The sequence below is a fragment of the Halorussus halobius genome, from assembly GCF_004765805.1.
Classification (GTDB): domain Archaea; phylum Halobacteriota; class Halobacteria; order Halobacteriales; family Haladaptataceae; genus Halorussus; species Halorussus halobius.
In genome coordinates this window covers 100,623-113,935 of the sequence record NZ_ML219773.1, presented here as the reverse complement: position 1 = coordinate 113,935, position 13,313 = coordinate 100,623, and the positions used below count along the sequence as shown (strand labels likewise).

11 protein-coding genes are annotated in these 13,313 nt (G+C 68.3%); 2 read left to right on the top strand and 9 right to left on the bottom strand.

Annotation, left to right across the window (positions count from 1 at the left end; genetic code table 11):
- Positions 1 to 170: 170 nt before the first annotated feature.
- From ilvA to lipA, 7 genes are all read right to left on the bottom strand, one after another.
- Entirely contained in the window at positions 171 to 1,415 is a 1,245-nt protein-coding gene (gene ilvA / locus EPL03_RS00560) for a threonine ammonia-lyase (RefSeq protein WP_135827391.1), read from the bottom strand.
- Positions 1,416 to 1,570: 155 nt separating this feature from the next.
- Positions 1,571 to 2,092, bottom strand: a complete 522-nt coding sequence (locus EPL03_RS00555; RefSeq protein ID WP_135827390.1) for a hypothetical protein — start codon at positions 2,090 to 2,092, stop codon at positions 1,571 to 1,573.
- Positions 2,089 to 2,319, bottom strand: a complete 231-nt coding sequence (locus tag EPL03_RS00550; protein ID WP_135827389.1) for a UPF0175 family protein — start codon at positions 2,317 to 2,319, stop codon at positions 2,089 to 2,091. The genes EPL03_RS00555 and EPL03_RS00550 overlap by 4 nt, the downstream gene beginning before the upstream one ends.
- Positions 2,320 to 2,426: 107 nt before the next feature.
- Positions 2,427 to 3,995, bottom strand: a complete 1,569-nt coding sequence (locus tag EPL03_RS00545; protein WP_135827388.1) for a dihydrolipoamide acetyltransferase family protein — start codon at positions 3,993 to 3,995, stop codon at positions 2,427 to 2,429.
- Position 3,996: 1 nt separating this feature from the next.
- A complete protein-coding gene (locus EPL03_RS00540) occupies positions 3,997 to 4,998 on the bottom strand; it encodes an alpha-ketoacid dehydrogenase subunit beta (protein ID WP_135827387.1) in 1,002 nt (333 codons plus the stop codon).
- 3 nt (positions 4,999 to 5,001) lie between these two features.
- Positions 5,002 to 6,111, bottom strand: coding sequence for a pyruvate dehydrogenase (acetyl-transferring) E1 component subunit alpha (pdhA, locus tag EPL03_RS00535; protein WP_135827386.1), 1,110 nt, complete (start codon positions 6,109 to 6,111; stop codon positions 5,002 to 5,004).
- 356 nt (positions 6,112 to 6,467) lie between these two features.
- Positions 6,468 to 7,406, bottom strand: coding sequence for a lipoyl synthase (gene lipA, locus EPL03_RS00530; RefSeq protein WP_135827385.1), 939 nt, complete (start codon positions 7,404 to 7,406; stop codon positions 6,468 to 6,470).
- A 501-nt stretch (positions 7,407 to 7,907) separates the two neighbouring features.
- Here lipA and EPL03_RS00525 point away from each other — a divergent pair.
- Positions 7,908 to 8,243 carry a DUF378 domain-containing protein gene (locus EPL03_RS00525; protein ID WP_135827384.1) on the top strand — a complete coding sequence of 112 codons (336 nt, stop codon included), beginning with the start codon at positions 7,908 to 7,910 and terminating at the stop codon, positions 8,241 to 8,243.
- A gap of 321 nt (positions 8,244 to 8,564) precedes the next feature.
- On the opposite strand, the gene EPL03_RS00520 is transcribed toward EPL03_RS00525, so the two are convergent.
- Positions 8,565 to 9,251 (bottom strand): class II aldolase/adducin family protein, encoded by a 687-nt coding sequence (locus EPL03_RS00520; RefSeq protein ID WP_135827383.1) that lies wholly within the window; start codon positions 9,249 to 9,251, stop codon positions 8,565 to 8,567.
- Positions 9,252 to 9,489: 238 nt separating this feature from the next.
- On the opposite strand from EPL03_RS00520, the gene EPL03_RS00515 reads away from it, so the two are divergent.
- Positions 9,490 to 10,887, top strand: coding sequence for an MATE family efflux transporter (locus EPL03_RS00515; protein ID WP_135827382.1), 1,398 nt, complete (start codon positions 9,490 to 9,492; stop codon positions 10,885 to 10,887).
- 13 nt (positions 10,888 to 10,900) lie between these two features.
- On the opposite strand, the gene EPL03_RS00510 is transcribed toward EPL03_RS00515, so the two are convergent.
- Entirely contained in the window at positions 10,901 to 13,261 is a 2,361-nt protein-coding gene (locus EPL03_RS00510) for a DEAD/DEAH box helicase (RefSeq protein WP_135827381.1), read from the bottom strand.
- Between the last annotated feature and the right edge of the window lie 52 nt (positions 13,262 to 13,313).

Here is a 13,313-nt window from a genome sequence, read left to right as displayed (position 1 = left end):
TGGATGCGCGCTCGGTCGAGCGCCGACCCGCGCCGCTCACGTTCGACTCGTGGCACCGAAATCGGATAAGTACTCGCGGACGCCCGGGTCACCCGGTGACGGGGACGCGGGCAGGTGATGCCGACGCAAGCAGGTGACGCGAGCGTAACCGCCGGTCTCGGGGGTGTGGCTCACGCCACGCGCTCGACCTCGTAGCCCGCGTCCCGAACCTCGTCGATGATGGCCTCGGCGTGCCCGCTGCCGTTCGTGACCACCTGGAAGACGAGGTAGGCTTCCCCCACGCGCAGGTCGTCGACCGCGCGGTCGTGGCGCACGGTCCGGATGTTGGCGTCCCCGTCGGCGATGATGCCCGAGAGCTTGGTCATCTCGCCCGGTTCGTCCTCGATGCGGACCCGAAGTCGCATGAGCTGGCTGCGCTCGGTCAGCGCCTGCGTGAGGACGGTCTGGAGCATCGAAATGTCGATGTTGCCGCCCGAGAGGACGGGCACGACCGTCTCGCCGGCCACGTCCAGCTCGTTCGAGAGCAGCGCCGCGACCGACGACGCGCCCGCCGCCTCGACGAGCTGCTTGGCGCGTTCGAGCAGGAGGAGTTCCGCGCGAGCGATGTCGTCGTCCGAGACGGTCACCACCTCGTCGACGTGGGCCTCGATGAGGTCGAGCGTGAGTCGGGAGATGCTCCCCGTGGCGATGCCGTCGGCGATGGTGGTCGGCGAGTCCACGGTCGCGGGGATGCCCTTGTCGAGGCTCTCGGGCACCGTGGCGGCCTGCTCGGCCTGCACGCCCACCACGCGGACCTCGGGGTCGAGTTCGGCCAGCGCGGCGCTGATTCCGCCGATTAGCCCGCCGCCGCCGATGGGGACGACCACCGTGTCGAGGTCGGGCACCTGCTCGTGGATTTCGACGCCGATGGTTCCCTGTCCCGCCACGATTGCGGGGTCGTCGTAGGCGTGAACGAACTCCGTGTCCGCAGCCTCGGTCAGCGACTGGGCGTACTCCATCGCGGCCCGGAAGTCCTCGCCGCGCAGTTCCACGTCCGCGCCGTACTCGCGGGTGGCTTCGACCTTCGCCTGCGGTGCGTTCTCGGGCATCACGATGGTCGAGTCGATGCCGGTCTCGGTCGCGGCGAGCGCGACGCCCTGGGCGTGGTTGCCCGCGCTCGCGGCGACGACGCGCTCGACCCCGCCGCGTTCGGGGTCGTCCCCGCTGTCGCCGCGGTCGGCCACCTGCTGGAGCTTGTTGTACGCGCCCCGGGTCTTGAACGACCCGGTGCGCTGGAGGTGTTCCATCTTGAGGCGGACGTCCGCGCCGGTCATCCCGCTCAGCGACCGGCTCCGGTCGACGCCGGTCCGCTGGACCACCGCCTCGTCGAACCGCTCGCGCGCGGCCTCGACGTCGTCGAGGGTCACTTCGGCCATGGTTGCGCCTACGCGAGGAGCGTTATATGAGTTTATCAGTGGCGCGGGCGACCGACGAAATCGAAGCGAAAAGCGAGTCGGGACGGGACGAGTCGCCGGAACTACTCCAGCAGGAGCAGTTCCGGATTCTCCACGTACTCGACCACGCCGTCCCGTTACGAGTCGGGCGGGAGAACTGCAGTGACGCTATCGACGGGGGCGTAGTAGTCCCGCACCTCCCGCCACACGTCGAGCCACTCGTCGGCCGTCTCTACCGAGAGCAGGTCGCGGTGAACGCCACTGACGAGTAGTCCGATAGACCCGGTGACCGGAACGTCGCGCACGTCGGCGAGTTCCCGAGCAGCCATGTCGTCAGTCACGAGCGTCCCATCAGTCCGCTCCGTAATCACGAGCGCCTCCGCCTCCCCGCGGTCCAGCCGTTGCAAGACGGGGTGGATTTCGGGCGAAGCTGCGACCTCACCCGTCGACCCGGACACCGATATCGTCTCGTCATCGATAGCGCGAACCGCAGCTTCCAAAAACGGGTAGCCCGCTTCGACGCCGGTTCGGAGTTCGCGCTCGACGCTGGGTGCGGTTTCGAGGCCGGAAAACGACGAAGTGAGCCACGAAATCGATTCGGAACTGGCGAAGTTGCTCAGAACCGTGGCATCTAGAACTAGCGGCTTCGCCCGATTCATTCGAGATTCAGCGCGGCGTCGATCTCGTCCTCTAGCTCCGCCTCGCTCTGCGGCCCGAGTCGGACCTCGACGCCGGCGTCCCGAAGCACGTCCCGCATCTCCCAGCGGGACACGCCGGCGCGCTCGGCCGCCTTTCCGAGGCTAATCTCGCCGAGCGCGTAGAGTCCGATGGTTTCGGCGAGTTCGGTAGAGCTTTCAGCGTCGGCAGTTCTGCGGTCCGAAGCCATCGCTACGCGAATCTTGGGCGTTCTAACTTATGAATGTACGGGCGAATCAAAAATCACCGACGGCGAACGTCAGAGACGGGGTTCCGGAACGACTTCGGACGATGGAACTACTCCAGCAGGAGCAGTTCCGGATTCTCCACGTACTCGATGAACGTGTTGGCGAACCGCGCGGCGTCCGCGCCGTCCACGATGCGGTGGTCGATGGACAGCGAGATGGGCAGGGTGTGTTTCGCCACGACCTCGCCGTCTTCCACGACCGGGCGCTGTTTCAGTTCGCCGATGCCCAGAATCCCCACCTCGGGGTAGTTGAGGATGGGCGTGGCGTACTCGCCGCCGACCGCGCCGAAGTTGGTCACGGTGAACGTCGAGCCCTGCAACTCCTCGCGGGAGATGGAGCGGTCGCGGGCCTTCTGGACCACTTCGTTGACCTCGCTCGAAATCTGGAGCAGGCCTTTCTCGTCGACGGCGTCGACGACCGGCACCATGAGTCCGGCGTCGGTCGCGGCCGCCACGCCGACGTTGTAGTAGTTCTTGCGCAGAATCTCGCCGGCCTCCTCGTCGAGTTCGGCGTTCAGCTTGGGGTGCTGTTTGAGCGCGGCCACGACCGCCTTCATCACGAACGGCATGTAGGTCAGGTTGATGCCCCGGTCGTCGGCCTCGGGCTTGAGCCGTTCGCGCGTGTCGACGAGGTCCTCGACCACCGCCGTATCGTGGTGGGTGACGTGCGGTGCCGTGAACTTGGAGTTCGACATCGCCTCGCCGATGGTCTTGCGGACGCCCTTGTATTGGATGCGCTCGACGCGCTCGCCCGCCGACTCCCCAGCGGCCGTCTCGGCCTGGGCCTGCTGGGCCTGCCGTTGGGCGTCGGCGTACTGGGTCACCGCTTGCTCGGTGACGAACGCCTCGCCGTCGCGCCGTTCGACCTCCGGGACGGCGTTTATGTCGACGCCCTGCTCGTCGGCGAGGCGGCGGGTCGCGGGCGCGGCCAGCGTGCGCTCGCGGTCGGCCGACTCGGGGGTCGAGCCGCTGCCTACCGACTCCGCCACCGAACCGCCCGCGACCGCGTCCGGCGACGAGTCGTCGCCCGAACTCGAATCCGGCCCGCCCGTGCCGCCCGACGCGGACTCTTCGTCCTCGTCGCTCGATTCGTCGTCGGTCGTGCCGCCGTCCTCGGAGGCGGCTCGCACGTCCCGTTCGGTCACGCGACCGCTGGGTCCCGACCCCTCCACGGTGGCGATATCGACGCCGAGTTCGCGGGCGAGTCGGCGCGCGCTCGGCGCGGCGAACACCCGGCCCTCGCCGGTCGAGACCTCCTCAGGGCCGCCGGCATCGGGGGCCTCGGCTCCGGACGCCGCCGCCTCGGCGTCCGCGCCGCTCTCGGCGGCCGACTCGCCCGCACGTTCGGCTTCGCCCTCGGTCTGGTCCTCGACGGGTTCGCCCTCCACGTCGAAGGTGATGATGACCGAGCCGACTTTCACCATCTCGCCCTCGTCGGGGATGATTTCGCGCACCGTGCCGTCGACCGGCGAGGGCACCTCCACGATGGCCTTGTCGGTCTCGACCTCCGCGACCGGCTGGTCCTCGGTGACCGCGTCGCCCTCCTCGACCAGCCAGTTGACGATTTCGCCCTCGTTGATGCCCTCGCCCACGTCGGGGAGTTTGAACTCTCGGACCATGTTAGAAGCCCACTGCGTCCCGGATGCCCTCCGTGATGCGGGCGGGCTCGGGCAGGTAGTAGTCTTCGAGCGCGTACAGCGGGAACGGCGTGTCGAAGCCGGTGATGCGCTCGACCGGTGCCTCCTGATACAGCAGCGCCTCCTCCTGAATCGTGGCGGCGATCTCGCCCGCGAGGCCGCCGGACTTGGGGGCCTCGTGGACGACGGCCGCGCGGCCGGTCTTCTTGAACGACTCCACGATGGTCTCCTCGTCGAGCGGCGAGACGGTCCGGAGGTCGACGACCTCCACGTCGATTTCGCCCTCCAGTTGCTCGGCGGCTTCGAGGGTCGGTCGGGTCATCGCGCCCCACGTGAACACCGAGATGTCGCTGCCCTCGCGGCGGACTGCGGCCTCGCCGATGGGCACCTCGTAGGAGTCGGTCGGCACGTCGCCACGGAACGCCCGGTAGATGAGTTTGGGTTCGAGGAACATCACCGGGTCGGGGTCGCGGATGGCCGACGTGAGCAGCCCCTTGGTGTCGTAGGGCGTGCTGGGGATGACGACCTTCAGGCCCGGCTGGTGGGCGAAGAAGGCCTCGGTCGACTCGGAGTGGTGTTCGGGCGCGCGGATGCCGCCGCCGTAGGGCGCGCGGATGACCATCGGGCAGGTGAACCGGCCGCGACTCCGGGTGCGCAGGCGCGCGGCGTGGCTCACGATCTGGTCGAAGCCGGGGTAGATGAACCCGAGGAACTGTATCTCGGGCACGGGCTTGAGCCCGTATGCCGCCATCCCGATGGCGGTGCCGATGATGCCCGACTCGGCCAGCGGCGTGTCGACGACTCGGTCCCCGCCGAACTCCTCGTAGAGGCCCTCGGTGGCGCGGAACACGCCGCCGTTCTTGCCGACGTCCTCGCCCATCACGAGCACGTCGTCGTCCCGTTGCATCTCGGTGTACAGGCCGTCCCGGACCGCCTGTACCAGCGTGAGGTTCTCGGTCTCTTGGTCTTGGGTTGCTTGGCTCATCTGTCAGTCCTCCAGTAGTGCGTCGTCGCCGTGTTCGTCACGGATGCGCTCGAACCAGTCGTGCTGCTCGCGGAGTCGCTCGGGCGCGTCGGCGTAGACGTGCGCGAACATCTCCTCGGGGTCGGGACGCGCGACCGCCTCGGCGGCGTCGATGGCGTCCGCGACCGTCTCTTCGACCTCGTCCTCGATCTCGGCGACCGTCTCGTCGTCGAGGACGTCCCGGTCGCGCAGGAACGACTCCAGTCGCGGGATGGGGTCTTTTCGCTTCCACTCCTCGACCTCCTCCTCGCCACGGTAGACCGACGGGTCGTCGGCCGTGGTGTGGGCGCCGAAGCGGTACTGGACCGCCTCGATGAGCGTGGGCCGGAGCTCGTCTTCCTCGGGGTCCTTGGCCTTCTCGACCGCGTCCTGGGTCACCTTGTACACCGCGAGCGGGTCCATCCCGTCGACCTGCACGCCCTCGAAGCCGTAGGCGGTGGCCTTCTGGGCGAGGGTGTCGGCGGCCGTCTGGCGCTCCCGCGGGACCGAGATGGCCCACTGATTGTTGTTACAGAAGAAGACGGCGGGCGCGTCGAACACGCCGGCGAAGTTCAGCCCCTCGTGGAAGTCGCCCTCGCTGGTCGCGCCGTCGCCGAAGTAACAGAGGAACGCCTTCTCCTCGCCCTGCAGGCGCGAGGCCCACGCCGCCCCCGTGGCGTGGGGAATCTGGGTCGCGATCGGCACCGCGACGGTGAACACGTTGGTCTCGCCGGGGACGGCATTGCCGTCCTCGTGGCCCATCCAGTACAGCAGCGTCTGCTCCAGCGAGAGGCCCCGCACCAGCGCCGCGCCGTGCTCGCGGTAGCTGGGGAACAGCCAGTCGTCCTCGGCGAGCGCGTGTGCGCTTCCGATCTGGGCGGCCTCCTGGCCCGACAGCGGCGGGTACGTGCCCATCCGACCCTGCCGGTTGAGCGAGACCGCGCGCTCGTCGAAGTGGCGCACCAGCTTCATCTCGCGGTACATGTCCAGCATCTCCTCTTCGGAGATGTCGGGGACGTCCGCGCCCTCTACTACCTGTCCGTCCTCGTCGAGGACCCGTACCCGGTCCTCGGGATCGCGGTGTACGATGCTCACGGTCGAACCCGTCCTGACATATCGAGTAAGTCACCCGCGCGCGTTATAGGGTTTTCGTAACCAACATTCAATAGATACGATTCTACCCGGCAATAGCCGTCGAAAGACCCACTTTCACCCGAGTAAATACGCATTTCTAAACTTTTTCCGGGGGAGACCGGGGTTCGTTCCAGAGTAGTGGAATTTCGACGGGGGTGAGTGGACGAACAGCAAGTATTGCGGGAACCAGAAGGTACGTGGTAACAGTACGCATCCGGTTCGCGCCCCGCGAGCCCGACCGCGGGACCACGGAGTCCGAGTCGGTCAGTCCGCGGCGGCCGCCTCGCACGCCTCCTCCGCGTGCGGGTCCCGCGCGCTCAGACCGACGCCGTCCGGGCCTCGCGCCTCGCCTGCTCGACAGACTTCCCGTCCCGGAGGACGGCGTCGACGAACAGTTCGCCGGCCTTGTACGACGACCGGACCATCGGGCCGCTGGCGCAGTAGAGGAAGCCGAGTTCGTCCTCGGCGACGCGCCGCCACGTGTCGAACTTCGCGGGATGGACGTACGAGGAGACGTCGAGGTGAGTCCGCGAGGGCTGGAGGTACTGGCCGAGCGTGACGACGTCGACGTCTATCTCGCGGAGGTCGCTCAGCGTCTGGTACACCTCGTGGTCGTATTCGCCGACGCCGAGCATGATGGAGGTCTTGGTGTAGACGTCGGACTCGCGGTCGACCTGTTCGAGGACGGCGAGGCTCTGCTCGTAGCCCGCGCGGGGGTCCCGGACGGGTCGCTGGAGGCGCTCGACCGTCTCGACGTTGTGCGCGATGACGTCCGGTTCGGCGTCGATAATCTCGCGGACCAGTTCTTCTTCGCCCTGAAAGTCCGGAATCAGCACCTCCACGAGGATGGAGTCGTCGCGCCGCTTTATCTCCCGGATGGTCTCGGCGAAGTGGGCCGCGCCCTGCCCGTCGAGGTCGTCGCGGTCGACGGAGGTGAGGACGACGTAGTCGAGCCCGATTTCGGCGACGGCGCTGGCGACGTTCGCCGGCTCGTCGGGGTCGAGGGGCTGGCCGCCGCCGGTGTCGACGTCGCAAAAGCCGCAGTTGCGGGTGCACTGGTCGCCCATCAGCATGAACGTCGCGGTGCCGCCCGACTCGGAGTTCTTCCCGCTCCAGCACTCCCCGAGATTCGGGCAGTTGGCCTCCTCGCAGACCGTGTGGAGGTCGTGGTCCCGGAGCGTCTGCTTGATGCCCGTGAACTCCTGGCCCGACGGTGGCTGCATCTTCAGCCAGTCGGGTTTCCGGCGGCGACTCATTGACGGTTGGTTGGTCGCGGTGGGTCAAAAGCGTGGGGTATTCGGGCAAGATGGCGGGCGATCGGAGAGTTCCGTCGCCGGGCGTCGGATGTTCGCCGGCAGGAACTCGTTCGTGCCCGGCGAATCGGGACACTTCGGGGTAGCGAGGCTTGCGGGACGCCTCCGGCGTCCCGCTGATCTGCGAGCCGCGTTCGCAGACGACGCAGGCGGTTGGGAAGGACGAGGTGCGGTCGGCGTGCTGTGCGGTTGCGGTTTCTCACAGGTTCAAGCAGTAGCTAGCGAATTCGACCGCGTGTCGTCGATAGGCCGGAGCGATTAGATGAGTCTCGACTCAAGCGCTACGAGGGATAGGACAGAACGCGACAGGATGTAAGTTCTCGACCCGCCCCGCCTTCCGATTCCGATACGAAACCCCCGTGCAACGAATCGCAACCGAGTACGCCCGCGTTCCCCACGCATAAGCGCCGAATAACAAAGCCCGTCGACGGCCTACCCCCGACCATGAAGACCAACGGACTCGACTGGCTCGCGGTCCTGCTCGTCGTCGTGGGTGCGGTGGCGTGGGGCGTCCTCGGCGTGACGGGGCTGCTGAACGGACCGCCGGTCAACGTCGTCGAGACGGTGCTCGAACCCATCTTCCAGCCCGGTCCGGCCGAGACCGTCGAGGACGCCATCTACGTCCTCGTGGGCATGGCGGGCGTCTACCTGCTGTACACCGCCTCCAAGATGGCGCGGGCGAGCCGGCGGGCGACCCGCGAGCGCCGGCGGCGCGACGCCACGCGTGCCGAGACGACGACCGACCGGAGCGACGCCGGGACCGAAAACACCGAGTCGTGAGCGTCGCGAGCGCTTCTCCGTAGTCCGTCCAGTAGAATCCGCCCGTAGTCCGTCCAGTCGAACCGTGGCGCGCGAGAAACGCGCGAGGGACGAGTGAGCGAAGCGAACGAGGAGGCTGGGGAGGCCTGAGGCCTGCTGTCGCGGTTGCGGTGGGGTTGTGGTCTCTCATAGGCCTCGGCAGGAGCTAGCTCAAATGAACGACTCGAATAACGCAGAACGACGCCCCGAAGCTAGCTCCTGCCGAGGCCGCGGAGACACAGCACCGCGACTGCGAACCTCGCGTCGTGCGACGGGGGGTCGACCCGATACGAAAGCCCCAGCTTAGTCGTCCTGCCCGTAGCCCTCGAACTTCTCGGCCACGTCGCCCATCTCCTCGGCGCTCAACTCGACGGGGTCGCCCAGCGCCTTGGCCTGGCAGTAGATTCGGGCCGTGTACTCCACGTTGACCGCGGTCTCCAGCGCGCTGTCGGCGTCCTCGCCCGTGACCAGCAGGCCGTGGTTGGCGAGCAGACACGCCTCGGCGTCGGCCGCCCGCATCGCGGCCACCGCGTTCTCGGCGAGGTCCGCCGTGCCGTAGGTGGCGTACTCCGCCACGGGTACCGTGGTGCCCGCCAGCGCGAGCATGTAGTGGACCGGCGGGATGGGTTCGTGGAGGACGGCCAGCGTCGACGCCCACGGCGAGTGGGTGTGGACGATGGCCCCCGCCTCGAACTCCCGGTAGATGGCGGTGTGCATCGGCGTCTCGCTCGACGGCGCGGTCTCGCCCGCGACCTGCTCGCCGACGGACGCGCCGGGCCCGTCCGTCGCGTCTCCGCCCTCGTCGGTCCCCGAGACGCCGAGCGAGACCACCGGTACGTCCGGGGCCTCGATGCGGTCGTAGGCGACGCCGGTCGGCGTGATGGCGAACCGGTCGTCCCGCCGAACGCTCAGGTTGCCCGTCCGGCCGGGCGTGAGTGCTTTCAGCTCCGAGGCGCGCGTGGCGACGGCACGACGTTCCGCTCCGAGCATGGTTCTGGGATTAGACGCGCGTTTGCATTAACCTATTGAACGAGACGTCCGCTTTTGTGACCGTTACGGGCCTCCGCGAGGGTCGCCGGTGCCGGAGTACGTGCCTTCTCGTCTATACCGACGGTATTAATCCTACGAGCTGGTATCTAAATGTAGTTCTCGTCCCTATTTTAGCTACCTGCGAGAATATAGAAATACATAAGTGAACGGGCGAGATACCTCCCCTGAGTAGAATAATATGCTTGATGTGTCGCGGGAGGAAATTACAGAGGGGTCAATCGTCCGCTCTCTGTTAGTTCTCGCAGTCCCACTCGTCGTCCAGAACCTCGTACTGGCGGCCCAACAGGTCGTCGACACGTTCTGGGTCGGTCGCCTCGGCGAGAACGCGGTCGCCGCCGTCGGCGCGGTGTTCCCCGTGACCGCGGTGTTGTTCAGCGTGACGACGATGCTGTTCACCGGGACGCAGGTGCTGGTCTCCCAGCGCGTCGGCGCTGACGACCTGGCGGGTGCCCGCCGAGCCGTATTCCACGGCGTGACGTTCGCTGTGGCGACCGGGATTCTCATCACTACCGTCGTGGTCGTCGGGGGCGACGCCATCATCTCCGTGCTTCTCTCCGACGGGGACGTGATTCCGCTCGCGTCCACGTACCTCCTGTGGTACTTCCTGCTGTTCCCGTTTGCGAGCATGAGCGACACCCTGGAAGGCGGTTTCATCGGGTGGGGCGACTCGCAGGGCTCGATGTACGCAAACGTCTCGGCGGTCGTGGTCAACGTCGTGCTCGACCCCTTCCTCATCCTCGGCTGGGGGCCGTTCCCGCGGCTGGAGATCCAAGGGGCAGCCCTGGCGTCGGGTGCCGGCTACACCACCGGCTTCCTCCTCATGGCGGCGATGTATCTCCGGGGACGCGACGACCTCCGGTTCACCCGCGAGGCGGTCGGATTCGACCCGAGCGAGTACCGCGAAATCGTCGACATCGGGCTGCCGCGCGGCACCCAGCGGGCGGCACAGCAGACCGTCCGGGTCGTCATCATCGGTCTGGTTTCGGCGGTCGGCGGCGCAGCGGGGCTGGCTGCCTACAACATCGGCGCGCAGATATCTACGGTGGCGTTCGTTCCGGCGGGCGGCCTCTCCAACGCGGCCCAGAGCGTCGTCGGTCAGAACCTCGGAGCCGACCGACCGGACCGCGCGAGACAGACGACGTGGGTCGGGGCGGCCATCGCAGCGGTCGGTCTGACCGCCGTGGGCGCGTTCCAGTGGGTGGCTCCGGAGTTCATCGTCACCACCTTCGTACCCGACATGTCCGAGGCGGGCGTGGCGCTGGCGGTCGACTACCTCCAGATTCTCGTCCTCGGCTACTGGGCCATCGGCGCGATGTACGTGTTCGAGGCCGGGTTCAACGGCGCGCGCCGGACGAAGGTGACCATGCTGGCCGGCCTGTTCAAGTACTGGGTCGTCCGACTCCCCATCGCCGCCGTCGGTGCGCTGTGGCTCGACTACGGCGTCCACGCGGTGTTCTGGGCCGTCACGCTCTCGAACGTCGTCGGCGTGGTCGGGGCAGGGCTGTACTACTACTACACGACGAACAACGGCATGCTCCAGCGGGCGGCCGAACAGGCGGGCGCGAGCGCCGACTGAGCGGCTCGGGCGACTACGCGACCCGGACCGTCCGCGAGTCCGTGACCGGGAGCAAGGGGAGTTCCGGAAACGTCACTTCCACGGCGTACTCCATCTCCGGGTCGGTCCCGCCGAACACGCCCACTGGGACGGTCTCCTCGCCGTCGAGGTAGGTTGTCGTCGCCGTCATCTCGACGCCGTTGACCGTCACCCGGACGGCGGCCTGCGCGCCCGCGCCGTCGTTGCGGACCGTCACCTCGCGCAAGTCGTTCTCCCCCCGAGGAACCGAGTCGGGGAACGCGCCCCACTCGACCGCGACGCGTGGCAACTCGCGGGCGCTCTCGACGACCGCCTCGGCGACGCCCGCAGACAGGCCGGCGTCGACCAGCCCGCTCTCGCCGGCCGCGCGCACGTCGCCGGGCGTGGCGATGCCCTCCGCCGCGAGCTTGCTCGCCCGGCCGGACCCCACGCCGTCGATGGCGGTGAGGCCGACCGCGTCGGAACTCACGCCGTGGTCGACGCGGGCCTCGACCCGCCGGGCGAGGTTGGCCGCGCGCGGCCGGTCGAACTGGTCGAGGAAGGTCCGGAGCGCCGCGAGCAGTCGGAGCGCGTTCTGCGTGATGACCCACGAGTCGCTCCGGAGTTCGGCGGGGGTCGAGCCCGACGTCGTGGCGTGGAGAATGGCCAGCACCTTCCGCGCGCCGGGTCCGAGGTCGCCGGCGTCCCGACCGGCCAGCACGGAGCTCACCGCCTCGCGCTCGGACTGGCGGGCGCTCACGCTGTCGAACTCGGCGGCGGCCGCGACCGTGCGGAGGACGGCGTCGGCGTCGACCGTCTCGCGGTCGGCGAGGCGGGCGAACGCCTCGGCGGTGTCGAGCCGGAGGTAGAACTTCGACGCGAGCCGGCCCAGCGCCGTGGCCGAGACGCCCAGATCGTCGCCGACCTCGACGAAGCCCCGGTCGGCCAGCCGTTCGAGCGCGCTTCGGACGCGCTCGCGGAGGTCCGCGCGCACGTCGTCGAGGCCGTACGCCTCCGGCTCCGAGCGAGCCCGGACGTAGTAGTAGGTGGTCTCGAGCCAGTCCATCACGTCGCCGAGGTCCCGGATGGTTCCCATCGCTATCTCGGCGTTGAGGTGGACGTCCACCCCGTCGGCGAGCCGGGACTCTATCTCCTTGCCCTCCCGAAGCAGGCGGCGGTACTTGTCGGCCTCGGCGGCGTCGCTGACCACCCAGCCGTAGCCCACGTCGTCGTACTCCGGGCGGCCCGCCCGGCCGAGCATCTGGAGGATGTCGAGCGGGCTCATGTCGACCTCGCCCTCCAGCGGGTCGTGGAGCTTGGTGTCCCGAAGCACGACGCACCGGGCGGGCAGGTTGACGCCCCACGCCAGCGTCGAGGTCGAAAAGAGGAGGTCTATCTTCCCCTGCTTGAACCACGCCTCGACGCGGTCCTTGTCGGCCTTCGAGAGGCCCGCGTGGTGGAAGGCGACGCCGTCGAGCACCGACTTGCGGAGCGTGTCGTTGTCGAGGTCGTCGGCCTCGTTGTGGAAGTCGTAGTCGCCCCGCGCTCCCATCGGCACGTCGCGCTCGGCCACCTCGTCGCGGGCCTTCTCGGCGGCCTGCACGGTGTCCTGCCGGGAGGAGACGAACACGAGGGCCTGTCCGCCGTCGCGGATGTGCGGCTCCGCGAGGTCGAGCGCGCGGTAGAGCCGGCGGTACTTGTCGGCGAAGGAGTTGTCGCCGTGGGTGTACGTCTCGACCCCGAGGTGGAGGTCGACCGGGCGGTAGTCGTCGCCGAACTCGAAGGTGGTCTCGGGCGGCGCGTCGAGCCAGTCGGCCACGTCGCCGACGTTGGGCATGGTGGCCGACAGCGCGACGATTCGCGGGTCACAGAGCCGGCGGAGCCGCGAGACGGTGACTTCGAGGACGCTGCCGCGCTTCTCGGAGTCGAGGAGGTGGACCTCGTCGACCACGCAGCAGTCGACCGCGCGGATGAACGCGTATCGGCGCGAGTCGTGCTTCCGGGTGGCCGAATCGGCCTTCTCGGGGGTCATCACGAGGATGTCGGCGCGCTCGGCCCTGCGTGGATTCAGGTCGCGCTCGCCCGTGACGACGTACACCGAGTAGCCCAGGTCCTCGAACCGCTCCCACTCGCTCTCTTTCTCGTTGGTCAGCGCGCGCATCGGCGCGACGAACAGCGCGGTTCCCCCGGCCTCCAGCGTCCGACAGATGGCCAGCTCCGCGAGCGCCGTCTTGCCGCTGGCGGTGGGTGCGCTCGCCACCACGTTCTCGTCGCTCCCGACCAGCGCGTCGACGACCTCCCGCTGCATCGGGTTGAACTCCTCGAACGGGAACACCGCGGCGAACTCGGGGTCGGGGACGGCCTCGGCGACTTCCATCGTTCGTCTCACGGGGTCGGGGCGGCAAAGGCGTTTCTCTCTCGGAACCCGC